Origin of the sequence: Natranaerovirga pectinivora, assembly GCF_004342165.1 — a bacterium.
Taxonomy (GTDB): domain Bacteria; phylum Bacillota; class Clostridia; order Lachnospirales; family DSM-24629; genus Natranaerovirga; species Natranaerovirga pectinivora.
In genome coordinates, this window is the sequence record NZ_SMAL01000003.1 from 268,971 (window position 1) to 294,838 (window position 25,868).

Here is a 25,868-nt window from a genome sequence, read left to right on the forward strand (position 1 = left end):
TTAGAAATATATAAGCAAATACACTATAATAAAAAATAGTGTAAAAAGTAGTTCTGTTACATACATAATTTTAATGGTATCTTCTATCATTACTGACTCTGGTTTTTTATCTAAATCGCCTATGGTCGGCTTTTCTACTATGGTATCAAAATACTTATGTGTTCCACCTAGTTGAATCTTTAACGCCCCTGCCACTACCGCTTCTGGATAGCCACAATTAGGGCTTTTGTGATTTCGTCTATCTCTTACTAAGATTCTCCAACTATTTTTCCAATTCAGTTTTAATAATAAACTACTTAATACCATAAACAAACTTCCAATTCTAGCAGGTATATAGTTAAGAATATCATCTGCTTTTGCGGATGCGAACCCAATGTCTTTATAAGGCTCTACGATATAACCAACCATAGAATCGAGAGTATTAACCAGTTTATAAGCAAAAAGAAAATGAATTGGGTAGCCTACTAAAAACCCTATGCCTATATAAAATAGAGGGGCAATAACACCATCAATGGTATTTTCAGCAGTGGTTTCTATTGCGCCTTTTATCACTTGTTCCTGTGTAAGGTTTGCAGTGTCCCTTCCAACTAAGTAAGACAGATACTTTCTGCCCTCTTCTATACTTTGATATAACCCTTTTATGACCTTTTTTACTTCAGTATGAAGACATTTTGCTGCTATTCCAGTGTATAACAAGTAGATGGTTACTATGGTATGGAAATAGGGATGTATGACCATTGATCCCTTTAAAATTATAGAAACACTTATTAGAACGATAAAAAGAGATAAACCCAGTAAAAAGAAACCACCAACAAACAAGTTTTCAAAGTACTTTCTGATGATTTTTTCTAATGTCTGGATCAATTTCCCCATATAAATGATGGGGTGAGGCCATCCTAATGGATCTCCTAATAGCCAATCCATTACAATAACACTTATCAATACAATTATATTTTCCATATGTCACCTAGCTTAATTGGATGATTCTATAATATTCATTATAGCTTCTATATCCAGAGATTCATTTACTACTTTTCCAAGATAATCATAAGCTTCTTCCTTTAATTCTCTATAATGTCTTGAAGGGTTCAGATTTAATCCTTTTTTCCTTCTAATCGGTTCTAATAAAGCTTCTCTAAATTCATGAGAATCAAATATGCCATGAAGATATGTTCCGAATACAGTTCCTTCTTGATTCACACAACCGTCGTATAACCCTTCTTCTAGTAGAATAAAATCTGATTCATTATCAAGGTGCTCTGTTTTTCCCATATGAATTTCATAACCTTCTACATTTTTACCTTGTGTCTTTCCCCCATTATCAAAGTTGACCAGTATTTGTCCTGTTCTTTGTATGGTTTTTTTCTCTTCTTCTAACACCGTATTAATATTTAATAATCCTAGACCATTCACTTCTTTTCTTTCTGTTTCTACACCAAAGGGGTCTTTTATGGTTTTTCCTAAGATTTGATACCCACCGCAGATGCCTATAATAGGTGTTCTCTTTTTATGACATCTATATATTTTTTCATCTAGCCCACTGTTCTGAAGATATATTCTATCGGCTATTGTACTTTTACTTCCTGGAATAATCAGTAAATCTATCTCTTCAAAATCATCCTTTGTGGCTAAATACTTTACAGAGACATCTTGTTCAAGTTCTAACGCAGTAAAGTCTGTAAAATTAGACATATAAGGCAACCTGATAACACCAATATGAATGCTGCCTTCTTTTGGCTTTTCAAATCTTGTTGTCACACTGTCTTCATCATCGATTTGAAAATCTGAATATGGAATTACGCCTAAGCATGGTATCGGTAGTTTTTCATAAAACATATCTATTCCTGGCTGAAGTAGCGTAACGTCTCCGCGAAATTTATTAATAATATACCCTTTTATCCTTTTTTGTTCAGAAGAGCTTAGTAACATATAGGTACCATAAATAGAGGCAAATACACCACCTTTATCAATATCCCCTATTAATACAACAGGTGTGTCTATGGCCTCTGCTAGACCCATATTGACAATATCGTTTTTTCTTAGATTAATTTCTGCTGGACTTCCAGCACCTTCTATAACAATGATGTCGTATTTTTCTTCAAGTGTTCTAAATGCCTTGATCACTTCTGTCATCAAGTATTCTTTGTTTCTATAGTAGTCACTGGCTTTTAACTGATTAAAGACTTTGCCATTTAAAATGATTTGACTGCCTATATCACTTGTAGGCTTTAATAATACTGGATTCATTTCTACCATAGGTTCTATACGAGCCGCTTCCGCTTGTACCACTTGGGCTCGTCCCATTTCTTTTCCATCTTGGGTAACGTAAGAATTTAAGGACATATTTTGTGATTTGAAAGGCGCTACATTGTAACCCTTATCATTTAAGATACGACATATGGCTGCCGTTATAAGACTTTTTCCAACGGTTGAGCCAGTGCCTTGAAACATTATTTTTTTAGACATAAAAATAAATCTTCCTTTCCATCCGAAATTCAGAACAACGTATTATATCTATCTGTTTCCTGGCTCTAACATCAAACCCTATATACCCCTTCCCAGTTTCCCAGTGGTTTTTGTATATAAGTAGTTATTACAGTAGCGGTGGCTGCATCGGATTTTCACCGAACTTCCTAAGAATTTCTTCTTATTTATAGATATAAAGCATATTAGTGTTATCATACTGGATTTTATTAGAAGTGTCAATTTAGAAACTTTATTATTAAATAAGTTACTTTCTATATATGAAGAAAAAAGTTTTTTGGCATATAGAATTTATATCCCCTTTATCCTCTTTACTTATTTTGATATATAGAGAGTATAATGAGTATTTTCCTAGATAAGTATTATCTTTTACATACTTTTAAAGAAGTGACAGGCTTTACCATAAAGCAATATATCCTTTTAAAAAGAATTGCTTTTGCTAAAAACCAATTGTATTATACCGATAAGAATATTACTGCTATATCCATAGATTCTGGATTTAATAGTCAAAGTAATTTTATTAGGCTTTTTAAAAAGAAAGAAGGTATTACACCTTTACAGTTTAGAATAATTATAAAAAAACATAAATAACCACCTCTGATATAAACCAGAGGTGGTTGTACCACAAAAGAACAATCCTTTTTTCCGAGGAGGAAAGTTTTTTATGAAAAATCATATTGGAAGGTTCTTTTGATTGCACCCTGCAGAATCATTCCTTTTGATTATACCCCTGAATAAGCAGAAAAACCGCCATCAACAGGTATTACAACGCCATTTACAAAACTTGACGCTTCTTCACAAACTAAATACAGAAGGGTTCCTATTAATTCTTCTTCTTTACCAAAACGGTTCACAGGTGTATTTCTTAATATCTTTTCACATCTTTTAGTCGGTGTACCATCTTCACTAAACAATAGTTTTTCATTTTGTTTGGATATAAAGAAACCTGGTGCAATAGCATTGCAACGAATGCCTGCTTTTGCAAAATGTACCGCTAGCCACTGTGTAAAATTAGATATGGCTGCTTTTGCACCACTATATGCTGGTATTTTGGTCAAAGGTGTAAATGCATTCATACTTGAAATATTGATGATACTAGCACCTTCTTTATTCAACATATCAATGGCAAATACTTGAGTAGGTAATAATGTTCCCATATAATTTAAGTCAAATACAAATCGAACACCTTCTGCATCCAAATCAAAGAATGTCTTCATATTGTTCAAGTCTTTTTCTTCAAAAAATTCATTTTCTGTTGTTGCTTTTGGACTGTTACCACCTGCACCATTAACAAGAATGTCACAGGTTCCTAAGTCTTCATTAATCTCTTGACGGACTTTTTCTATATTATCTTTATCCAGTACATTACATTGGTATCCTTTTGCAATGCCACCGTTTTCAATAATCTCATTGGCATTATTTGTTGCAGCATCCAGATTCAAGTCAAGCAAAGCCACTTTAGCTCCTGTTTTTGCCAATGCTTTTGCAAACATTCCGCATAAAACACCACCTGCTCCAGTTATAACCACTACTTTGTCTTTTAAATCTATATTAAATGGTAATTTCATAGTCTTACACTCCTTTCATCTTAGTTAGAGCTTCCCAAATCCCAGTAATGTATGTAGATCCCAGGGCTCTATCGTATAAACCATAACCTGGCTTACCTGTTTCATCCCATATCATTCTGCCGTGGTCTGGTCTAATATATCCTTTAAAACCAACGTCATGGTATGCTTTTAATATTTCAAAGATATCTAACGATCCACAAGGAGAGTAATGGGCACTTTCTTCAAACGAACCATCTTCTAATAATTTTACATTTCTTATATGAGCAAAATGAATTCTTCCCATCTCACCATATTTTCTAACCATATTGGCAAAATTATTAAACTTCCCACATCCTAATGACCCACTACACAAGGTTAAACCATGGTGAGTATCATCATATAAAGATAAAAATCTATCTAAATCATTTTCATTTTTAATGATTCTTGGAATATTAAAAATTGACCATGGTGGATCATCTGGATGAATAGCCATATTAATATCACATTCTATTGCTACTGGCATAATTTCCTTAATAAAATATTCAAGATTACTCCATAGCCCTTCTTCTCCAAGTGCTTTGTAGGCATCAATGAGCTCTGTCATTTCTGCTGGAGTATAGGATGCATCCCATCCTGGCAATGCTAATTTTGTAGGATCCATCTGATCTACTTGTTCTTTGTAATACACCAATGTTTTTGAACCATCTTCTAATTCTTTATCTAACTGAGAACGGGTCCAGTCAAATACAGGCATAAAGTTATAACAAATGCATTTCACTCCATATTTTGAAAGTCTTCTTATAATTTCTTTGTAATTATCAATGTATGTTTGATAATTGCCTCTTCTCAATTTAATATCTTCGTGGACAGGGACACTCTCTATAACTTCCATTTCCAATCCTGAGCCTTGAACATCTTCTTTAAGTTTTTGGATGTCTTCCTCTGGCCATACTTCTCCTGCTGGAACGCTATAAACTGCTGTCACTACACCTGACATGTTTGGTATTTGTCTGATATTTTTAAGCGTAACTGGATCATCATTGCCATACCATCTAAAGGTCATTTTCATTGTGATTCCCTCCTTAATTTTAAAGAATATTTTTATCAATTATTTATATCTCAAATATGTATACATTATAATTACTAGTAATTACTTTATAATATATCTCTATTTTATCACTCTTGTATACATATGTCAATTATTTTCTTTCTTTCCCTTGACTCTCAGTTACTCATCCTACAAACAAGACTTTTTATGTATGTATACATTACTGTATTTTTAATAAAAAAATACGTACTATCAACCTAAAAATTCAGGTATCTAGTACGTGTTTATTACTTAATATCTGTAAAATACTCTGGATACTCAAAAACCTTCTCAGAACTTTTACGAATACCATTATAAAGATGCTCTTTAAAAACCTCTTGAAGTTTTTCTATATTATTAGTTACAATGCATTCAGCAAGCAATTTATGTTCTTCAAATAATTCATAAAGAATGTTCTCTTCAATAATGTTAATGAACATTCTAAACCTCTCATAATGATGGCTAATGGATGTTATGAAAGATAGAACATTTTCCTTATTGGCTAATTTGAAAAGCATAGCGTGAAATTCATTATCTGACTTAATAAATTCTCTTGCCAACTCTTCTTGAGAATACCCTTGCTCAAATAATTTGTTTTGTTTGGTTAATAATAAATTTAATTGAAACTGCTTGTTTTCTGTACAATTCTTACATAACTCTTGTATGACTGCAAACTCTAACTTTTCCCTTATATAAATAATATCCGTTATATAATTAATGTCTATTAAAGTTACACTTGTTCCTTTGTGAGCTCTTATTTCTAATAAATTTTCATATTCCAATCTCTTAAACGCATCTCTGACAGGTGTTCTAGAAACATTGAATCTATTGGCAATCTCTATTTCTCCAATAGATTGTCCTGGTTTTATTTTTAATGATAATATTTCATCCTTTAATCTCGTATACACTTGATTAGGCATATTATTATCTTTCTTTTCAATAATAGAAATCCCCTCCTTAAAAGTAATGTATACAACTGATTAAAGTGTATCAGATTCTAAGATAGATTACAATTCAAAAAAAGAGGATATTTCTCCACAATATCAAAGAACTTACTTTACTTTAACTCTTCACAATCTTTAGCTGGTTGACAATGGGCCGATATATAAAGAAGCACGACCAAATAAATAGTCGTGCTTTCTTTATCATTGTAGATAATTTTCTATCTTTCTACATAAGAGAGCCCTGTTCCATGACAGGGAATGCAAGTCCTAAAATGCCCTTATCTATAAATCATACTTTTCAAGTAATATGGTGATATAGTCTCTATCAATTCCTGCGTCTCTTAGTCATTTTCTTCTTTTCTTGTGAAGATATGTAGGCAAACACTCCTATACCTCCAGCGAAGAACCCACTCATCAAACCACTTATACCATTACCAATTGCATTTTCCAATACATTATGTGGAACAGGTAAGAGGAAATAGTTAATCAGAAAAGATATAAGCAATCCCATTCCTCCTCCAATAACGCCACTTAATATAGATTCTTTAATTTTCATATGTAAATACTCCTTATTTTTTTCCCATTATGGTTTTTTCATAATAAGTGTACCATAGACTTTTCTAAACTATCTCAGCCTATTATCTACTTATCTTCTAATATTCATTGCAAAGTCTTTACTGTAATGTTTAAAATTTTGTGTATGCACCTCTAATTGTTTCAGTTTTAAATTTATTTCATCAGTTGTATATTTGTTATTATTAGCAACAAGTTCTTTTGCAAGGGTATGAAGCTCTTTATGTGATTGATACAGTTTTAAAAAAAGTTCTTCTTGATTTCCATTTTTCTTAATGGACTCATAGTATCGTCCAATATTGCATTCAGTATGGTTATCTATGTCATTTTCTGAGATATTAGCAAAATTACATAATACATTATAAACTTTCCATTTTAGTGTAGAATGTTCAATAGCAGCAAGTTCTAATGACTGCTCCATATTTAAGTTCTTATACCATGGTACAGCTTTATTTCTATGCTTAATAACTTTTTCGCTCAAGTTATAAACACCTTGTCCTGTCCTCATGCATACCTCTGTTAATAATTTTGATTCTTCTTCCAATGCATTGATTTTCTCATCAATGCTAATCATTGTTGCGCTTTCTTCTTCAATACTAGAGGATATATCTTCAAATGACGTGCCAATATCATTTAGATTATATTCCATATAATCAATAGCTGATTTCGAATTTGAAATCGCTTCTTTTGAATAATCAAATACTTTTGCTGTAGCATCTATTTTAAGTGTAACGCTAGAAAATTCATTTGTAAGATTATCAATCTTTTCTTTGATACTGCCTGTTGAAATTTTTGTACTGTCCGCTAATTTTTTTATTTCATCAGCAATGACAGCAAAACCCCGACCACTTTCACCTGCTCTCGCTGATTCAATTGATGCATTTAATGCTAATAGATTTGTTTGTTCCGCTACATCATTAATAAATTTACTAATGTTTGCAATATCTTTAATGTCTGTAACAAGACTTAGAATTTCTACTTTTAATGCTATTATTTCATCGTAAGCATCTTCTATATGTTTAAACGTCTTTGTAATGGATTGTATAGATTCTTGAGCTTTATTAATAGTATCAAGCGTTTTCGTCATTGACGTTTGAACTTGAGAAGCAACATCTTCAATAGCTGAGCTCATTTCATTAGTACTCAAATGTATTTTCTTTATTTCTTTTCTTTGATTGGTAATATAATCAATCATTTGCTTTATATAATTCATTTCTGTAAGATCATTTATAATCTCACAAGTGTCTAAAAATAGTTCACGGATTTGTTCTGTTTTAATTTCTAATAATTCATTGATGTCATCAGTTATAGGTGTAGAAGTTTTTATTGATAATACTTCTCCAAACCCGTTAAATTTAGAACATTGATTTAACGTTACCGCTAATTCTGACCTTAATAAATCTACTTGATCAGACTCAATTTTTGAAAAATCTTCTTTATCCCTTTTGCCATTATTATTAAATAGTATCCTCATATAAAAAAATACCTCCAATTACTCAAGTTTATACCTCTTGTCCTAAGAAACATATTGAAAACAGTATCTTTATTTGTGCTGATAAAACTTAAGAGGTAATTGCTTTGCAACCACCTCTTAGCTCTATGACAAGTTTTTTTTCATATTCAAAAGTAGGTCCTCTTGAATTTCCTTATTAAATTGTTGAACAAGAAACAGGTGTAAATACTTATGTTTTAAGTCAATCCATGATAATGATTCTTTTGCCGCTAATATAGGAAAGAACCATATTTGATTATTTTCAGCTGCTTTGTAATCACCAAGGGCATCGCCAACCATAATCATTTTATCTCTCTCGTAACCCATTCCAATAAGCTTATTAATACATTCACTTTTGGTGCCATCTGCTTGAGAGTAGAAATAGTCAACTAACTTAAATAATCCACATTTTTGCCACTCATCTTTTATAGCTGAAAAGTTTGCTGAAGATACTACTGCAATGTCAGCTTTTGATTTAATTAGCTCTATTGTATCCATTACGCCATCGAATGGTTGAGCCAATGGCAATACCTCTATCTTCGAGTTAACTAAGTCGGACCACTCTAATGCTTTACCCATAATCTCTAGCCCTGTTTGTTTATATTTCTCCCGAAGACTTTCATCAGACAAAGCTTTTGTTGTTTCTATCCATTCTGCGAACACGTTCAGCTGTTCATTATCAACTAATTCTGGATGTAGGGTCAATATAGCCAAAAATCCCTGGAATCGGTTAATCCCTCGCATTAGACTATATAAGTTTATATTATTCCATTGATCTAATATTGTATTTTTTTTAGAATCGTCTATATCCCATACTTTAATAAAGGCTGGTCCAAAAGCCTCTTTATGTTTAATCGTCATAGAATCAATGGCACAACCATCTGAATCGATACATACTAAAAATTTATTTTTCATCAAATCACCCATATAATTTGGCTTCCCAGCGATTACAGAAATAATGTTCTTTTACTTCACCTTTAAATTCTGATTTTCCACACATTTTTTCAACGACAGCTTTTATGTTTTCTCTTGTACTTCCAAATGCATTGATAAAGGTCTTTACCTGCGGTATATCAATTAGATGATTTGTATAGTTCAAGCTAATGCCAATTGTAGGCACTTCTGGAATATACCATGGCAGCTCTTGGCTATGATGCTGGCTCCACTTAATTCTCACATTGTTTTCTTGAGCATATCCTTTAATATTGATTGCTACTAAAACCAAATCATATTTTTCCTGAAACTCTTTCCTTGGTCCTCTACCAAGCATCTTAACCATATTCATTGGGTTTGGTCCATTTTCTGCTTCCAAATCATAAAAACACGGTGCCAATGTTACATCAAAACCTGCTTGTTCTAACTCTTCAATCATTATTTGTCGAGATGGATCCGGTATGTATTCAATGGTTGTTGGTACAGATTGAACATAAACCAACCAAATCTTTTTCTTTTCTAATGGATTTACAGGAATTAATTTAGCAGCATCTTTTACAAGAGTTGTACATCTATCAGCTGCTAACCTTCTAAAACCTAAATATTCCTCTGTGTTAACTGTTGTATTTATTAAATCTGGATTAGGAATCGCTACTGAAGGATTCATTAATTCCAGTTTTGCTTTCAATCCTAAAATTCTTGTAACAGCATCATTCAAACGTTCAATTGTTAATATATTATTTTCAATACCCTTTTTAACAAACGCAATATCTTCTTCAATATCGTTGGCAAATAGTATCATATCACAGCCTGCAGCTATAGCAAGGGGCATTGCTTCTTCCCTTTTTTTCATTGCTGCTAAACCAACCATATGGGTTGCGTCAGTTAAAAGAAGTCCATTATACCCCATTTCCTCTCTGAGCAAATCCGTCAAAAGTTCCGGTGCTAAAGTAGCTGGCATAATTTCTTCATCTTTAATCCCTGGTCTTAATTTTCTACTCATCTCTGGTAGCGCAATATGTCCTACCATAATGGACTCAATACCTTCATTGATTAATTCGTTATATACTTTGCCGTAAGTACTTTTCCATTCATCTACACTCAAATCATTAACACCCATGACCAAATGCTGATCCAGCTCTTCTACACCGTCTCCAGGAAAATGTTTAATACAGCAAGCCATATTAGGATTACCATCTTTAGCACCCTTAATAAATGCTTTTGTATTTCTTATAACTGTTTCAGGGTTATCCCCAAAACATCTTGTGTTTACGATTGTATTTCTCCAATTCATATATATGTCTGCAACAGGATTAAATAACCAGTTACATCCAACACTCGTTGCTTCACGAGCAGAAACCAAGCCCATATGATAGGCTGTTTCTTCTGATTCATTTGCAGCTGCTTGAGCAGCAGTAGCCACAAAAGTTCCTTCATTTGGAAGACAACCAATTCCTCCATCATCACAGTTTGCTGCAATAAGCAGAGGAATCCTAGATGATTTTTGATAAGTCGTATTTTGCAAATAAACAGCTTCCTTATTACCACCTTGCCAACGAAGACCACCTTGATGGTATTTATCTAGGATCTCTTTAATCCTAGCTTCGTTGACACCCGGTTCAGTTTTTAGCATAATGAACAATTGTCCGATTTTTTCTTCCAAAGACATTGTTTCTAAATTATGATTAACCCACTCAATTTGCTCATCATTGAGTTGATATGGTTTTTTTCTTAAATCGACCATTGTTACCTCCTTAGCTTAGCTTGCTAAGCTAAGCTCTTTTCTTTCTTTTATTTTTGCTTTCGCTTCTTTGATTCTAGCTTTCTCTCTTTTTCGTAAATCAGGGATATGTCGATTAGCTAAAAAAGCAAGGAAACCGATAAATAATATCATGTTAATCGTTGTGTTAAGAGCAGTGGAAATCTGTAATGCTACCATTCCGAAACCAAATAACCTTATAGTTAATGATGCACTGATAATACCAAGCGCTATATTACTGCGTCGTGATAAATATGTACCGATAAACATTGGGAACGTCATCGCAATAACTGCACTGTTACTTGTCATACCCAGTGTTGGTAATAACGCACCTGCCATAGCTGCACTTAAAACCCCTGCAATAGCAACCAATCCACCGGCAATGGTATAACAAATTACAACATGCCTAAACACATTAATTCCTGAAGTCTTTGCTATTTTCTGAGAACCCCTCATTGCTTGCATCTCATATCTGAACTTTGTATATGTAAATAATACAAATACAAAAAGGGTAGCTAACCCTAGGACCATCAGTGTAAAATTAGGATTTACAAGCATTCTAGTATTTGGCGCACCAAATAACTGAAGCCCAAGTCCTCTTGAACCTGCAAATGCAAGACTTTCATAAACCATTGCCATACCCAATCCTAAGATAACTGGTGGTACGCGGAAAGTGATAAATATCATACCCACAACAAAACCTGCAAGCAATCCAAATAAAATAGCCATTATAAGTACGCCTATTCCATTGAATCCCAGTCTCAAAGCGATGTTACCACCAATAATGGTGGCAACTAATCGCTGTGCTCCTAGTGATAAGTCAAATCTTCCGCTTCCAAGGTTTAAGGATAATGCAAAGGCTATGAGTGCTGTTACACCTAAATCTCTAATGATGTTTCTAATATCCAGCATTGACGAAATCAGATGTCCTCCAGTCTGCATATAAACAATTACTTCCATTATAAGCCCTACTACCAATGGCACAGAAAGTACATATGCAGTTTTATAAATATTCTTTTTATTTTTCATCATAGTCTTACTCCTTTACTCAAATGATTTACTTTAAACCACGGCGCTCAAGAATATTATCTGTTGAAAATTGAGCAGTTACATTCATAAGAAATTCATAATCAACATCTTCATTATATACTTTAAGTAAATTCTTAATTTCATCAGCAGTATAAACATACATATCGTCACGTGTATCTAATTGTGATAACAATCCATATTCTTGTGCATTGGCAACAACCAATGGCGCTGGTCCCATTACAATAGCTCTACCTTCTGGCTTGATAGCATCTCCATGACCTGTAATACCGTTGTATAAAAGAACAACACCATATGCATCATTTACTGTTCCTGCATAAATAATTGCACCATCTAAAGTAGGGTTACCTGTTGAGTCTAACGTTTCAAAAGCTCTCTTTGTATTTTCACCGAAGTTTGCTTGACAAAGTACTTTAATATTCTTTCCTAATGCTCTTTCAACTTCATCAATAGCCGTTGAAAAAGTATCTACTGTTGCATATACAGATAATATCGCATCAAACCTACCTGTTTGAAGCAAACTGGAAACACCAGATAAATAACCATCCATATTAGAGAAACCAGGAACAATAGTAATGTTCACATCTTCTCTGCCTGTACTAATTGGTGATGTTGCATTTGTTCTTGCTAAATCCGCTACATCACGGTCATAGGTTAAGTCATATTTAACTCGAAGTGTCTCAAGCATTGATCTCGTTGCCTCATTATGAGAGGATACACCCATTGCCGATCCACCTGAAACGATAATGAAATTTGCTGGTTCAGCAGAATCAAATTGTGAATCTATAAGTTCACCATAAGCGCTAGCAACTCTAGACAAAGCAATACCAGTAACTCCCATAAACGTTGGCACTTCAACAACTTCTTCATATAACCTAGATGATACTACTGCCGTATAAATACCTAACTCATCTGCTCTAGACACAAGTTGTTCCGTACCATCAGTAACTGAAGATAAGAAACCGTCAGCACCTGCTGCATATGCGTTTTCAAGAAAAGTGATTAATTGTGACGTATCAGAAATTGCTTCTGAAAATATGAAGTCAATGCCTAATGCTGGTCCTATGTGACTTTCCAAATATCTCATTCTTGTTTGAGTTGATGCATCCATGGAATTCCATGCAACAGCAATCGTAATATTCTCTTGAGGTTTATTAGTGTCATTATTGTTTGAAACTTGATTGTTATTGGAATCTTCATTTTGAGTTTCTCCTGAACTTCCACACCCTGCTAAACTAAAAACAAGTACTAATACTGCCATTATAAAAGCTAATTTCTTTTTCATTTTCTTTTCCTCCTAAAATTATATTTCTTTGTCTGGTAACCTGTCAGGTCTTTTTTGACCTGCAAATATCAATGTTAGAAAGATAATCCCTCTAACTAATTGCAAAATAGTTGGACTAACGCCCACCATTAACAATCCATTGTTTAATAATGTAACTGTTATAGCGCCAAGTACCCCTGCGTATATGTAAGATCTAGTTCCACCAAATACGGACATTCCTCCAAGTACAATGGCAAGAACAACATCCATATTTAGACTTGAGGCAGTATTAACACCTATTGTTCCCGTACGAATACTCGTCATTATTGCTGCCAACCCAATACCAACACCAGAAATTATAAACGCCAGCATTAAATATTTTTTTGTATAGATACCACTTTGTTCTGCACAGAAGTTATTGGATCCAATAAATTTAATAGACCTTCCAATTCCTGTAAAGTGAAATAAAATTGCACATAGTATGAAGTAAACGATAAATGACCAGTAATGAAAGTTCCCCCTTGTCAATGCAGATGTCATAGCATATGGTAATCTTATAGTTCCTGCTCCCAATATTGTCTGAAGAATAGCTTGAAACAGTACCATCATAACAATGGATACGAACATAACACTCACTTTCAATACTGTACTTAAAACTGCTGTCACTATCATAATTAATATAGCAACGGCTATAGCAACAACAATCATGATCACAACAGATTCTGTCATCAAATAAACATTAGCCATTATTGCTGCCGTTATTGCTGTGGTGGCTCCTAAAGCAATACTGATATTCCCTGTTCCGAAAATAAACACTGCCCCTGTTGCTACAGTAGCGACAATAATCGCCTGGGTTACAATTAAGTTCAAATTTCTTGCACTACCGAATCTCCCGTTTGTCGCTATATTGAACCCAATACCCATAACCAGCAACAGTACAATTGGTGCTATCCTAATAAAAAATTGTTGTTCATTTAATTGGATTAACTTTGCTTTCATTTCTACCTCCTATATCATTGCGTCAATCAACTTCTGTTCATTAAATCCTTCACTTCTTTGAATCTCTGCGCTTATTTCGCCATCTCTCATGATAATAATCCTATCACTCATTCCAATAAGCTCCGGTAATTCTTCACTGATTAACAGAATGGACTTACCACTTTTCTTCATGTCGTAAATCAATTTATACATTGCTGCTTTAACACCGATATCAACACCTCTTGTTGGGCAATCCATAATAATAATTTGAGAATCAACACCCATCCACTTTCCAAAAACAATTTTCTGCTTATTACCACCGGATAAAGTGCTGACCAAATGATTTGGTGAAGCACATTTAATTGATAAATCTTTGATTTGTTTCTTAGCATAGCCTGCTTCTTTCTTAAATGAAATGATAGGTCCAAACATTCGATTAACATCGTGAGCAATACTTACAATATTTTCCTTAACCGTAGCATTTAACGCCAAAGATTCTTTATCCCTGTTTTTAGACATATAGCCCATTTTATGTTCTACTGCTGTTTTTGTATTATCGATGACTGTTCCATCTCCTAAGTTAACTTTACCGTCAAGGACTTTTTCTGCACCAAACAATGCTTTTCCCAAGGTGTGCATACCACAATCTGATAATCCACCGATTCCAAGGACTTCTCCTTTATGTAGCTCAATATTAAAACAAAGAAGATCTTCCAAAGTTGTAATGTTCTCCGCTCGCAAAACCACTTCATCAGAATACCCTTCATCATCAGCATGATAATAATTGCCTTCCAGATTTCGTCCAATCATCATCTGCTTAAGACGGTCAGTGTCAAATTCTTCTCTTTTCAAAGTACCTACGAATTCTCCATCACGCAAAACACTGATGATATCACACTGTTCTTCAAGTTCTTCCAAGTCATGACTGATAAAAATTACTGTTGTTCCATTATTTGTTAACTTCTTCATTAAAGAATACAATAATTGTCGACCTGTATGAGATAAAACCGTTGTTGTCTCATCCACAGTAAAAACTTTAGGCTTCCAGTACATAGCTTTAGCAATCTCAACAAGTTTTCTACCCTGCATGTCTAATCGATGGGTTGGTGTGTCTGCTCTAAAAGAACTAATTTCAAGATCATCTAGTATTTCTTGAGCTGCTGCAAACATTTTTTTTCGACTAATGAAAAGCCCATTAGAAAACAACATTTCTTGACCCAAAAATATATTTTCAGCTACTGTTATATTTTCAATAGTCCCTGTTTCCTGGACAATCATAGCAACACCATTTTTTTGTGCCTCTAAAACATCACAAGGCTTCCATAATTTATCTTCAAAATAAATCTCACCTTTTGTTTCTTCGATTATCCCTGCAAAAATTGAAGCAAATGTTGATTTTCCACTTCCGTTTTCTCCAACCAATCCACATATTACCCCTTTGGGAATCTCAAAGGATACTTCATTCAAAGCAATGGTCACACCAAAATGCTTGCTTAATTTTTCTACTCGGATTAAAGGTTTTTCGTTTTTACCATTCTTTATTATTTCCATAGCATAAATTAACCTCCGTAATAAATTTCTAGTTGATTATATAACGATATTATAGCACATTAATTCCTGTTCCAATAGAATAAAACAATTTATACTAGTATTATTTTAATATTATTTTTGTTTGTTTGTTTTATTTTTACTACTTTATTCCTTTTACAAAAATAAATATTGTAATTTTATAGAAATTATTCTTACATTTTACTTTTTTGGAATTTTAATCAACTGACTGTTAATCTCCAAAATTGCCTCTTCTGAAAAATGATTTCGCATTTTATCAAAGACCCACATTAAAGTTATTGGTGATCCTGGGGAGGAGCGTTTAACAACTTGGGGCACTTTTTCTTCTAACACCCTCCAAGCCTCTTTGCTTTCCATTAAATCACCAATCTTATCCTTAATAGAATAATAACCTTCAGGAAAAAAGTCTAATTCACCTTTCTCCTGAGTAAACCAATTTTCTACATTAAGTCCTGGATTGGGATCAACAAAAACATAAGATTCATCTTTGGTGTCTTTTCTTACAAAGACTGCCATATCTTGATATTCATTTCCATTTTGATTTGCTATTACAACAACTTTATTGTCACCCTTTTGCAATGGAACATTTTTAAAGCTAAAAATTGTTTCTCCTTCTAATGAGCCAACTTGTACATCGTTGATAAATAACGTAACATTTTTTAAATTACTGTATACTTTAACCGTAATCTCTTCATCACTTCTATTAACGTATCTTTTTTCACAAATATGAACAAAAAATTTATCAGACCACTTAGCTTTATAAAAATAGAATGCATCTTTTTTTATTTCTCTATCAAAAGTAATCAAGCCTTTACAATTTTTTCCTTTAGTTCCGCCTTCATCACGTATATCACTACCAAAATCAAACATATTCCATACAAAACTTCCCCATAAATACGGTTTAGATTCGATAATCGCATATGTTTTTTCATGGTATAATGATTGGAATTCCTCTGAATAATCTTTTACTTTAGGGTTGTCTGAGTGGAATGCTAAATTACTGTCCGCACCATATTCCGACATACCTAAATTGACCCCAGGATTTTCTTTGTGAAACTGATCAAACCATTCATCTAATTTTTCAATTTCCTCATAATACCATCCATAATATAAGTTATAACCAAGCATATCTGTAATAAAATTCAAAGGACTTGGATTTTTAACATAATACATATTTGCTGAAGCCGATATACCATTAGGCATAATGGTATGGAATAGATCATTAAGTTCATGTACACCTTTATACATGGCTAAGGATTCTCCACCCATGGCGATTTCATTTTGAATCCCCCAAAAACAAATAGAAGGATGGTGACAATTTTGATACACTAATTCCATAAGCTGTTCTTTAGCATTGTCTAGCACACCTTCATGATTGGGCATTGACATCATCGGTATCTCAGCCCAGGTTACATAACCTAATTGATCACACAAATCATATACTTCTTGAGCGTGCTGATAATGTGAAAGTCTTAATGCATTTGCACCAATTTCCTCAATTAATTCAAAACTCTTATTAATATGTTCTGATGTGATCGCATTACCCACACCTGAAAAATCCTGATGTTTTGCTACACCATTAATCTTCATAGGCTCATTATTTAATATAAATCCTGTCTCACTGTTTAAATGGCATTGTCTAAAGCCAAAAGGCAGTTTGACTTGATCGTAGATTTTTTGTTCCGATCTCAATGTTGCTGTTAGCTGATATAAATAAGGATTAGATTTACCATTCCAAAATTCACATTTCTTAATGATTAAGGTTTGTTTTCTATTCTCTGGTAAACTTTCACTCTTGATTACGACTATGCCTTCTGCATCAAGTACTTCCATCTCGAGAAATAAATCTTCTCCATTCACAACGTGGCAATCAATATTTAAAACACCATTATCATTTTCATCAACTTCGCTTTGAAGTATAACACCATCGCTACCATAAAATAATAAATCAAAATGAGAACTAGGTACACAAATCAAATTGACAGAACGATATAGTCCTCCGTATATGGTAAAGTCACCCATCAGGGGTGAAACGTCGTTAGTATGACCATTATCAACGTATACACGAAGAATGTTCTCTTTTTTCCAATCGTATACTTGGGTAATATCGAATCTAAAAGTCGAATACCCACCTCGATGTTCTCCAATATATTTGTCATTCAAATATACTCGACATACTGAATTTGCACCTAAAAACTCTAAAAATATGTGATCTTTTTGATGTTCTTCTTCTATTTTTAACACCTTTTGGTACATACATAAACCTCTAAAATTATCAGTTCCTGTATTCCATGTATGTGGTAAGTTTATCTCAACACCTCTTTGACCAAGGTAGCCGGAGAATTTATCATTTCCCTCTGTAGCTTTATCAAAACGCCATCCTTTATTTAATGAATATTGTTTTCTCATATCACTCTTCCTTTCAGCATATCAATAATCGTCTTTTATTAATCAACAATACAAATCTTGAGTAAACTATATCATACTTATCCCTATTCAAGTAGAAAAATCCTCTTTTTATTAGTACATTTTTAATATAACTTTAATAAATCATTGTTTTTTTTACCATTTAAAAGTATAATACTATTATAATATTAAGTTAAAATACTAAACAGGAGCTTGTATATGAATAATAAAACATTAGACTTTATTTCAAAATTATTATCAGATACTATGAAAGTAGATATGCATTATTTTATTGAACCTTACAATGACCTTTCTACATTTGACCGTTTTCTAAGAAATAGTCTTCAGAATTCAGAAATCTTATACAACCAAGTACAACGTTTTGTTCAAACAATAGATCATAATACTTTCTACATATTAAAAGACGGCTACCACCTCAATTATATATTTTTCTATCCTTACGAATATAAAAAAGACTTAATCTCTATTGGACCTTACTTCAACACTCAGATAGACGACGATTACTGGCTTGAAATTACAAACGAGAACAAACTTTCAATGGTTCAAGTGCAAAAACTAAAGGGCTTTCTTTATGGTATGCCGACCATTGATAATAACCTTCATTTAATCTCAATCATAAATAATATTGTTCATTATATTAATCCTGAAACAGAACCATATACAGTAAAATATCATGAAATGTCAAATAAAAAAAATGGTGATGATTTGTATCAGCCAAAAAATGATTTTGATGTTTATGCCAATCGGGTTTTTGAACGATATAAAACGGAGCAAAGACTATTAAAATACATCAGTAACGGAGATCAAAAAAGTGCATTAGCTGAAGCAGAAAAGTTCGTTAGTGCCCCTTTTGAACCTAGGTTAAAAAACTCTTTACGGAATCTAAAATATTTACTTAGCACTGCCAATGCTTTATTTAGAAAATCTATAGAAAGAAACGAAATTCACCCAATATATCTTCATGAGATTTCTAGTAAATTTGTTAATCAAATTGAAAATGCTTCTACAAGTACCGCCTTAAACAACTTGTATGAAAAAATGATTCGAGACTATTGTCTATTAGTACGAAATAAATCAACCAATCAATATTCACCAACGGTTCGTCAGATCTTACACCATATTGAGTTCAATCTTGATTCAAAACTCAATCTAAACGATCTTGCTGAAAAATATAATTTATCTGTTCCGTATTTATCCAGTCTCTTTAAAAAAGAAGTAGGGATAACAATTATCAAGTACATTAATCAATTACGTATTCAAACCGCTATTAAGCTCCTGAATACCAGTTTATTGTCCATTCAAGAGATTGCTTCTTTTGTTGGTATATATGATTTTAATTACTTTACAAAAATTTTCAAGAAAGAAACTGGTATTACACCAAGTGATTATAGAAAGAATCTATTCTGCGATACCGATGATGAAGAATAATCTTAAGCCGATTCATTTTATTTACAAATAGGAGCTTAAATTATATAAGGCTTGTTATTATAAATTCTTTATATCATAAATAACCCACTAACTTCCAACCAAATTGTTAGAAATTAGTGGGTAAATTTATGAGGTAAAATATTTTATACACTCTTTGCTTCTATTGCTTTTGTAATTTTGTTGATTACATCTTCAATATCCAGCTCGCCTCTTTGACTAATCATTTCTAATGTTGCAATAGATGACATTGTTTTAAATAGTATTGGATTTTTTAGTTTTTTGAACTTAGGACTTAACGACAATAAAAAGTCTTTTACAAAAGGATATTCTTTTACCAATTCTCCTATAATCGTATCTTTTGTGATGCCATAAGAATTATTGGATTCTACTTTATCATTTGTATTTTTATCTTGACCTTCTTTATTATCTTTATTCCAAGAGAGTAATCTTTGACTGCCTTCTAAGCTTCTAATTCTTGTTACATCTTGCATCATTTCTAAAACGCCTCTAAAGTTACCTTCTTCATCTCTTACGGCAGTATAGATGATATAGATGAATTTGCCACCTAACTCTAGCCAAAACTCCGCTTCATCTTGTTCACCTGATTTGAAGGCTTTGATGATTTCTTCAACTGTGCCCACACTTTCTCTTGGATGACAATTTTGAACTTTTCTACCAATAACTCCTGGACTTCTAGGAAATACCCTATGCTTTGTATCACTATAGAATTTTACAACTTCATTTTCATCGACATAAGATAAGTCTACATTCAAATGTTTGAAAATCAAGTTAATCTGTTCAAGCGTCATCTTCCCTTGGCTTACGTCTAATACTTCGTTTGAATCTTTTGTTTTACCTAATACACCGTGTTTTTGAAGCAAACTTGCTAAATCTTTTATCAATTCATTATTTGAACTTATTTCAGTTTTGACATCTTTTTCATCGCCATAAGATACTGGTGTTTCTATTAAGCAATACCCTATCTCATCATCGCCTTTTCTCATTTTAACAAAGTCTTCCTCCTCTAATAGGTCCATAGAAGTTGGAAATAAAATTTCTTCCTCTTTAATCATCATATCTTCAACCATCTCTATGACTTCATTCTGAATATCAAAAAACCCTTGATCTTGATCTGAATCCAAAAATCCTTTTGCTTTTTTAATAATGTCTCTAATGTTATTATCTAAAGTCCACATCACTTTTGAGGGTTTGTCAAATCCTTTGCTTTCTAATGCCGCAAAAAGTTGATTTTGCTTTCTTGCAAAATGTATATTGATTTCACTTAGTTTTTCATATAATTCAGCCCATTGATTTTTAATGAATTTTTTAGTTTGCATTTCTTTCATCTCTGCTAATACGTTTCTAATGGCTTTAATTTCAAGTAAGTATGTGTGTATAGGATGCCCCTCTGGAAGGTCTAAACCGTCACTCACCAATACGCCTTCAGATATATCTAAGATTTCGTCCATTCTTTCAGCCAATTCATCATCTGTAATAGCATATTGTTGTAAATATTGCTCACATATAGCAAATTCTTGTGCTGTTACCTTTCCCACTTTCTTCATCTGGTCTTTTGCTTCTTGTAAAGAAATAATTCCTTTAAGGTATTTTACTTTTATATCAATGATTTTCTCAATTTTTTTATCGTCTAAATCCAGATGTTCTCCCATTTGAATCTTTTCCAATTGTTTTTTAGGCGTAAAATACACATGATATTCTTCATCACTCACTTTTTCTACTACCTTATCAAAGCCTTTATCTTCCATCATTTTGTACATTGGAAATGGTTCAAAGTCTTTTATGATATGAATGCCTTCATTTGGTTTTAATTCTTTCACTGCTTTTGTTATACAGTCTCTAAAGGATTCATGTTCGCCACGGCCATCTATTGTTATAAACTCTATTTCTTTTTTCATAGCATTGCCACTCCTTATAATTGATAATGGTTATCATATTTATATAGTAGCACTTTTTCATTTTTTTATCTGTAACTTACGTTACTTTCCATAATTTTATATAAAAAAACAAGATATCACTATAATATCTTGTTGTTTGTTTATAACAGTTCCCGAAATGCCGTTTCCCTGCTTTTTGATCCCTAGCTACGCTAGGTGGGTGTTCTCACCAAAGCTTCTGCCTTCCTCTACAAACGGAGGCCTGGCATAGACTTTGTGATTCGAACTCCCTTATTAATTCTGTAGGTTCAAAAATACAGGTTATTCGAACACTTCAGGAAATATTTACTTTTTAAGATCCAACATGCCGTTCCTGAATTTTTGATCCCTAGCTGCGCTAGGTGGGTGCTCTCACCAAAGTTTCTGTCTTCCTCTACGTATTGAAGGCTTGACATACACTTTGCGATTTGAACTCCCTTATTATGTCTACAGGTTCAAAAATACAGGGTGTCGAACATCTTAGAAATCCTTTTGTTTAATCATTATATACTTAAAAAGTCCTTTTTGCAACCTCTTTGGTCTGGAAAGTTTTGTTTTCGACTTTTTAACTTAATACTATTATACCAAGAAACCATGATAATATGCAAATATCCTTTTATTGATTTTTTTTTAATTTTAGGTTATTATACAATAGATTATATAGTATATATATATGTAACTTTAAAAAAAGAAACTCATAAATAACATACAATTACGTAGTTTACTTTTCTTGATTCAAAGATAATAGATCATTATAAAAATACCAATAATAAATCATTATTATGTACGAATCAATTTTTAGCATTGTAAATATTTACATTAATTTTCAATGTTAATTATGACTTTCTTTAAATAAATGGGAGGTTTCAAATTATGTCTTTTGCAAGTAATTGTCTTGTTGCCCAATCTGGTGGGCCAACATCCGCTATTAATTCTAGTTTAAGTGGTGTTATTGAAGCTGCCTTAAACAACCCAAAGATAAATACTGTTTATGGCGCAGTAAACGGAATTAAAGGAGTATTAAACGAAGAGGTATTAAATCTAAATGATATTTTTAGTGATTCTGAAAATATTAGAACATTAAGAACCACACCATCAATGTTCTTAGGTTCTTGTAGATATAAATTACCAACCGTTGAAGCCAATGAAAATGAGTATAAAATAATTTTTGATTTCTTTAAAAAGTATAGCATTAAATATTTCTTCTATATTGGTGGAAACGATTCAATGGATACTGTTGCAAAACTTAACAAATATGCTATTGACAATAGCTATGAAATGCAAATAATCGGAATTCCTAAAACTATTGATAACGATTTAGTGCATACTGATCATACGCCAGGATTTGGCTCAGCAGCTAAATTTGTAGCGACTTCTGTCTTAGAAATGACTCATGATACATTCTGCTATAATATACCATCTGTTGTAATTGTTGAGATAATGGGTAGAAATGCGGGTTGGTTAACTGCTGCTGCTGCATTAGCTCGTAACGAATACAGTGATGCACCTGACTTAATTTATCTTCCAGAAATACCATTTTGCACAGAAAAATTTATTCAAGATATAAAAAATGTTCAAAAAACAAAGAAAAATGTTGTAGTAGCTGTATCTGAAGGCATTAGAGATGAAGAAGGTAATTATATCTCTGCTACGACTGCTCCAAATGATTCATTTGGTCACGCTCAATTAAGTGGTACTGGAAAGAGCTTAGAAAGTCTTATTAAAAGTCATATGGATTGTAAAATTCGTTCAGTTGAATTAAATATATTACAAAGAAGTGCTTCTCATATTTCTTCTTTAACGGATATCACTGAAGCCGCTCTTGTTGGTCAAAAAGCTGTAGAAGTTGCAACAAATGGTGTTTCAGGTAAAATGATAGCAATGAAAAGAATCAATAATGCACCATATGAAGTTGAATTTGTAACTGTTGATGTAAGTGAAGTTGCCAATAAAGAAAAAGCCATTCCAAGAGAATGGATCAATGAAGAAGGCAATCATGTGAATCAGCAACTTATTGATTATATGAAGCCTTTAATCCAAGGTGAAGTTGATATTACTTTCAAAAATGGATTACCTAATTATTTGCCAATCACTCATCTTACAAAACGTAATCAATAAAAACAAAGTAACTTTCCTTTATAAAAATAAAAATGTGTGCCATTATAACAATTGGCACACATTTTTTTAATGTATTACACTATTTCTTGAATTGTAACATTTCTATATTGAGTTTCACTTCGTAAAGATATTGAATAAGGTTCTATAGCATTATTTTTCTCATCTTTTATAATTTTAATCTTTGGTCTCATACATGCATCTTCATAATTTTCTACTACAATGCCTGTTAATCCATTACTTAACTTAACCGTCAAACCAATGGGGTAAGGGGCAACTTTGGTTACAAACAACCTTATTAAATTTGTATCAAATAACGCATTTCCATTACCCATAATATATTCCATTGCTTCTGAGGGCACCAATGCCCCTCTATAAGGCCTATTAGATATTAAGGCATCATATACATCGGCAATAGCTATTATTCTGCCATATAGGGATATCTCCTTGCCTGATTTCTGATTTGGATAACCTTTTCCATCATATCTTTCATGGTGCTGTAAAACACCAACATATGAAGCTATTGGTATATCAAAAGTTTCTTTAAGATATTTGTACCCTATTTCTGGGTGTTTTTTCAGTTCTTCGAACTCGTATTCCGTTAGAACGCCTTTTTTATTTAATATTTGTTTATCTATAAACATTTTTCCTATATCATGTAAAACAGCACCTAAACCTAATTCAATTAACCTATCTTTATTCAATCCATAACTTATTCCCATTACTATAGAAATAACTGCAACGTTAACAGAATGATAATAGGTATAATCATCATAATTTTTTAAGTCTATTAAATTGATTATAGTGTCTTTATTGGAAATGATATCTTCAACAATATTCTTAACTATGTTTTTCATATCCTTAAAACTTGTCTTACTATTTTTCTTGAGATCTTGCTCCGAAAAAATACAAACATTTTTAATGGCATTAACTGCTTTATGTCTTAATGTATCAGATATAACATCTTTTATCTCAATTTCTTTTGAAACTTCATCTTGAATATATAACCCTTGTATCCCTAATGATTGTATTTTATGAATATAGGCTCTTTTTATCTCACTGCCTTCTCTTAACAGCAATTGTTGTTGTAAATCAAACAAACTTTTACCAATTACCATACCCTCTGTAACATTATCTATTGGTACGTATCTCATAATTTTCTCCTTCTGCCTAGGCTCTTGGGTCAAATTTTGAAGCCTTTTCCCATTTCTTTAATAATTTTTCCTCTTCCTTGCTTAACTCTTTTGGAATAACTATTTTTGTAATAAAATAAAAATCACCTGTTTTTTTACTGTTAGAGAGACCTTTTCCTTTTAGCCTAAACTTAACACCCGAATCTGTTCCTTCAGGTATATTAATCTCGATATTTTTATCAAAAGCAGTTACATTTACTTTTTTCCCAAAAGCTGCTTCCCATGGCGTTATTAATAATTCTTTATAGACATCCATGCCCTCTAATTTGTATTCTTTATCATCTTTTATATGGACTTTGATTAAAAGATCTCCTTTAGGACCACCATTGTACCCTATTTGCCCTTGACCTTTTAACCTTATTTTTTGACCTTCAGTTATCCCTTTTGGAATATTAACATCTAAGGTTTTATAACTTCCTGATCCGTCAGAAATTCTTATATTTTTAGTTCCTCCAAAAAAGCTGTCCTTTATTTCAATTGTGAGCTCTGTCTCTAGGTCTTGTCCTTTACTATGATGGTTAGGATATCCTTGGTATCCTCCTTGGTTAAAAGAGCCAAAGCCACCAAAACCATTGAAACCACCACCCGAACCACCATTGGCTCTAAATATTGACTCAAAAACTTGCTTTAATATATCTTCATTGCCACCCCAACCACTTGTATCCTGAGAGTAAAAGCCTTGGCCTTGTTCCCAAGCACCACCGAATTGGTCATATGCCTTTCTTTTTTCAGGGTCTTTAAGTACATTATATGCCTCATTTATCTTTTTAAATTTTTCTTCAGCTTCTTTAGTTTTATTTGAATCTGGGTGATATTTATGAGCAAGTTGTCGAAATGCCTTTTGAACATCTTTATCTGTTGCATCTTTGTTTATGCCTAATATATCATAATAATCTTGTTTAGACACAATAAAACCTCCATTTATATAAAAAATAAATTATTCTCACTAACTTTAATCTCTATATAATAAAATATAATATTTTACTATGTATTGTCAAATATTAACTTTTGAAATGTAATTTGCAAACTTGCTTGCAAGGATTTGGAAATTATATTTTCATTGAAACCTTGTGCCTGTAGCGTAGCGGAAGGCA

At 32.6% G+C, this 25,868-nt stretch carries 20 protein-coding genes, 2 other RNA genes and 1 riboswitch; of the genes, 3 read left to right on the forward strand and 19 right to left on the reverse strand.

The window, feature by feature from the left end; genetic code table 11:
* Positions 1-960 carry an adenosylcobinamide-phosphate synthase CbiB gene (gene cbiB, locus EDC18_RS05945; protein WP_132251283.1) on the reverse strand — a complete coding sequence of 320 codons (960 nt, stop codon included), beginning with the start codon at positions 958-960 and terminating at the stop codon, positions 1-3.
* A gap of 12 nt (positions 961-972) precedes the next feature.
* Entirely contained in the window at positions 973-2,466 is a 1,494-nt protein-coding gene (locus EDC18_RS05950) for a cobyric acid synthase (RefSeq protein ID WP_132251285.1), read from the reverse strand.
* A 32-nt stretch (positions 2,467-2,498) separates the two neighbouring features.
* Positions 2,499-2,674, reverse strand: a riboswitch (cobalamin riboswitch).
* Positions 2,675-2,823: 149 nt separating this feature from the next.
* On the opposite strand from EDC18_RS05950, the gene EDC18_RS05955 reads away from it, so the two are divergent.
* Complete coding sequence (locus EDC18_RS05955; RefSeq protein ID WP_132251287.1) at positions 2,824-3,075, forward strand: helix-turn-helix domain-containing protein; 252 nt, start codon at positions 2,824-2,826, stop codon at positions 3,073-3,075.
* Between the two features lie 131 nt (positions 3,076-3,206).
* Here the strand turns inward: EDC18_RS05955 and EDC18_RS05960 are convergent, their stop codons facing one another.
* The 12 genes from EDC18_RS05960 to EDC18_RS06015 form a co-directional block, all read right to left on the reverse strand.
* Positions 3,207-4,052, reverse strand: a complete 846-nt coding sequence (locus EDC18_RS05960) for an SDR family oxidoreductase (protein WP_132251290.1) — start codon at positions 4,050-4,052, stop codon at positions 3,207-3,209.
* A 4-nt stretch (positions 4,053-4,056) separates the two neighbouring features.
* A complete protein-coding gene (locus EDC18_RS05965) occupies positions 4,057-5,100 on the reverse strand; it encodes a mannonate dehydratase (RefSeq protein WP_132251292.1) in 1,044 nt (347 codons plus the stop codon).
* Between the two features lie 266 nt (positions 5,101-5,366).
* Positions 5,367-6,038: a GntR family transcriptional regulator gene (locus EDC18_RS05970; protein ID WP_132251294.1), complete on the reverse strand. Its 672-nt coding sequence runs from the start codon at positions 6,036-6,038 to the stop codon at positions 5,367-5,369.
* Between the two features lie 349 nt (positions 6,039-6,387).
* On the reverse strand, positions 6,388-6,618 hold the full coding sequence (locus EDC18_RS05975; protein ID WP_132251296.1) for a hypothetical protein: 231 nt from the start codon (positions 6,616-6,618) through the stop codon (positions 6,388-6,390).
* A 90-nt stretch (positions 6,619-6,708) separates the two neighbouring features.
* Positions 6,709-8,109: a methyl-accepting chemotaxis protein gene (locus EDC18_RS05980; protein ID WP_132251298.1), complete on the reverse strand. Its 1,401-nt coding sequence runs from the start codon at positions 8,107-8,109 to the stop codon at positions 6,709-6,711.
* Between the two features lie 123 nt (positions 8,110-8,232).
* Complete coding sequence (locus tag EDC18_RS05985) at positions 8,233-9,042, reverse strand: HAD family hydrolase (protein WP_165878493.1); 810 nt, start codon at positions 9,040-9,042, stop codon at positions 8,233-8,235.
* Between the two features lie 4 nt (positions 9,043-9,046).
* On the reverse strand, positions 9,047-10,804 hold the full coding sequence (locus tag EDC18_RS05990) for a glycoside hydrolase family 3 protein (protein ID WP_132251302.1): 1,758 nt from the start codon (positions 10,802-10,804) through the stop codon (positions 9,047-9,049).
* Between the two features lie 15 nt (positions 10,805-10,819).
* On the reverse strand, positions 10,820-11,761 hold the full coding sequence (locus EDC18_RS05995) for an ABC transporter permease (RefSeq protein ID WP_165878494.1): 942 nt from the start codon (positions 11,759-11,761) through the stop codon (positions 10,820-10,822).
* Between the two features lie 115 nt (positions 11,762-11,876).
* Positions 11,877-13,151, reverse strand: coding sequence for a hypothetical protein (locus EDC18_RS06000; RefSeq protein WP_132251306.1), 1,275 nt, complete (start codon positions 13,149-13,151; stop codon positions 11,877-11,879).
* Positions 13,152-13,169: 18 nt separating this feature from the next.
* Positions 13,170-14,129 carry an ABC transporter permease gene (locus EDC18_RS06005; protein WP_132251308.1) on the reverse strand — a complete coding sequence of 320 codons (960 nt, stop codon included), beginning with the start codon at positions 14,127-14,129 and terminating at the stop codon, positions 13,170-13,172.
* Positions 14,130-14,138: 9 nt separating this feature from the next.
* Complete coding sequence (locus EDC18_RS06010) at positions 14,139-15,659, reverse strand: sugar ABC transporter ATP-binding protein (RefSeq protein WP_132251310.1); 1,521 nt, start codon at positions 15,657-15,659, stop codon at positions 14,139-14,141.
* Positions 15,660-15,857: 198 nt separating this feature from the next.
* Entirely contained in the window at positions 15,858-18,086 is a 2,229-nt protein-coding gene (locus EDC18_RS06015) for a glycoside hydrolase family 2 protein (RefSeq protein WP_132251312.1), read from the reverse strand.
* A gap of 216 nt (positions 18,087-18,302) precedes the next feature.
* Here EDC18_RS06015 and EDC18_RS06020 point away from each other — a divergent pair, with 216 nt between their 5' ends.
* Positions 18,303-19,532, forward strand: a complete 1,230-nt coding sequence (locus EDC18_RS06020) for a helix-turn-helix domain-containing protein (protein ID WP_132251314.1) — start codon at positions 18,303-18,305, stop codon at positions 19,530-19,532.
* A 143-nt stretch (positions 19,533-19,675) separates the two neighbouring features.
* Here the strand turns inward: EDC18_RS06020 and EDC18_RS06025 are convergent, their stop codons facing one another.
* From EDC18_RS06025 to ssrS (EDC18_RS06035), 3 genes are all read right to left on the reverse strand, one after another.
* Positions 19,676-21,448 (reverse strand): PAS domain-containing protein, encoded by a 1,773-nt coding sequence (locus EDC18_RS06025; RefSeq protein ID WP_132251316.1) that lies wholly within the window; start codon positions 21,446-21,448, stop codon positions 19,676-19,678.
* Between the two features lie 145 nt (positions 21,449-21,593).
* A non-coding RNA gene (ssrS, locus tag EDC18_RS06030) (6S RNA) lies at positions 21,594-21,771 on the reverse strand.
* Between the two features lie 8 nt (positions 21,772-21,779).
* Positions 21,780-21,956: non-coding RNA, 6S RNA (ssrS, locus tag EDC18_RS06035), on the reverse strand.
* A 383-nt stretch (positions 21,957-22,339) separates the two neighbouring features.
* On the opposite strand from ssrS (EDC18_RS06035), the gene EDC18_RS06040 reads away from it, so the two are divergent.
* The gene (locus EDC18_RS06040) at positions 22,340-23,584 is read left to right on the forward strand and encodes a 6-phosphofructokinase (RefSeq protein ID WP_132251317.1); all 1,245 of its coding nucleotides are present in this window, start codon (positions 22,340-22,342) and stop codon (positions 23,582-23,584) included.
* A 74-nt stretch (positions 23,585-23,658) separates the two neighbouring features.
* On the opposite strand, the gene EDC18_RS06045 is transcribed toward EDC18_RS06040, so the two are convergent.
* Both EDC18_RS06045 and EDC18_RS06050 read right to left on the reverse strand, forming a co-directional pair.
* Positions 23,659-24,735 (reverse strand): HD-GYP domain-containing protein, encoded by a 1,077-nt coding sequence (locus EDC18_RS06045; protein ID WP_132251319.1) that lies wholly within the window; start codon positions 24,733-24,735, stop codon positions 23,659-23,661.
* 16 nt (positions 24,736-24,751) lie between these two features.
* Positions 24,752-25,681, reverse strand: coding sequence for a DnaJ C-terminal domain-containing protein (locus EDC18_RS06050; RefSeq protein WP_132251321.1), 930 nt, complete (start codon positions 25,679-25,681; stop codon positions 24,752-24,754).
* Positions 25,682-25,868 lie beyond the last annotated feature (187 nt).

What these genes read in the sequence shown, in the direction of transcription:
- cbiB (WP_132251283.1), bottom strand. Translation starts at nt 960, where the DNA reads ATGGAAAATATAATTGTATTGATAAGTGTTATTGTAATGGATTGGCTA.
- EDC18_RS05985 (WP_165878493.1), bottom strand. Translation starts at nt 9,042, where the DNA reads ATGAAAAATAAATTTTTAGTATGTATCGATTCAGATGGTTGTGCCATT.
- EDC18_RS05970 (WP_132251294.1), bottom strand. Translation starts at nt 6,038, where the DNA reads ATGCCTAATCAAGTGTATACGAGATTAAAGGATGAAATATTATCATTA.
- EDC18_RS05975 (WP_132251296.1), bottom strand. Translation starts at nt 6,618, where the DNA reads ATGAAAATTAAAGAATCTATATTAAGTGGCGTTATTGGAGGAGGAATG.
- EDC18_RS05965 (WP_132251292.1), bottom strand. Translation starts at nt 5,100, where the DNA reads ATGAAAATGACCTTTAGATGGTATGGCAATGATGATCCAGTTACGCTT.
- EDC18_RS06045 (WP_132251319.1), bottom strand. Translation starts at nt 24,735, where the DNA reads ATGAGATACGTACCAATAGATAATGTTACAGAGGGTATGGTAATTGGT.
- EDC18_RS05950 (WP_132251285.1), bottom strand. Translation starts at nt 2,466, where the DNA reads ATGTCTAAAAAAATAATGTTTCAAGGCACTGGCTCAACCGTTGGAAAA.
- EDC18_RS06010 (WP_132251310.1), bottom strand. Translation starts at nt 15,659, where the DNA reads ATGGAAATAATAAAGAATGGTAAAAACGAAAAACCTTTAATCCGAGTA.
- EDC18_RS06005 (WP_132251308.1), bottom strand. Translation starts at nt 14,129, where the DNA reads ATGAAAGCAAAGTTAATCCAATTAAATGAACAACAATTTTTTATTAGG.
- EDC18_RS05980 (WP_132251298.1), bottom strand. Translation starts at nt 8,109, where the DNA reads ATGAGGATACTATTTAATAATAATGGCAAAAGGGATAAAGAAGATTTT.
- EDC18_RS06040 (WP_132251317.1), top strand. Translation starts at nt 22,340, where the DNA reads ATGTCTTTTGCAAGTAATTGTCTTGTTGCCCAATCTGGTGGGCCAACA.
- EDC18_RS05995 (WP_165878494.1), bottom strand. Translation starts at nt 11,761, where the DNA reads ATGCAGACTGGAGGACATCTGATTTCGTCAATGCTGGATATTAGAAAC.
- EDC18_RS05990 (WP_132251302.1), bottom strand. Translation starts at nt 10,804, where the DNA reads ATGGTCGATTTAAGAAAAAAACCATATCAACTCAATGATGAGCAAATT.
- EDC18_RS06020 (WP_132251314.1), top strand. Translation starts at nt 18,303, where the DNA reads ATGAATAATAAAACATTAGACTTTATTTCAAAATTATTATCAGATACT.
- EDC18_RS05960 (WP_132251290.1), bottom strand. Translation starts at nt 4,052, where the DNA reads ATGAAATTACCATTTAATATAGATTTAAAAGACAAAGTAGTGGTTATA.
- EDC18_RS06015 (WP_132251312.1), bottom strand. Translation starts at nt 18,086, where the DNA reads ATGAGAAAACAATATTCATTAAATAAAGGATGGCGTTTTGATAAAGCT.
- EDC18_RS06000 (WP_132251306.1), bottom strand. Translation starts at nt 13,151, where the DNA reads ATGAAAAAGAAATTAGCTTTTATAATGGCAGTATTAGTACTTGTTTTT.
- EDC18_RS06025 (WP_132251316.1), bottom strand. Translation starts at nt 21,448, where the DNA reads ATGAAAAAAGAAATAGAGTTTATAACAATAGATGGCCGTGGCGAACAT.
- EDC18_RS05955 (WP_132251287.1), top strand. Translation starts at nt 2,824, where the DNA reads ATGAGTATTTTCCTAGATAAGTATTATCTTTTACATACTTTTAAAGAA.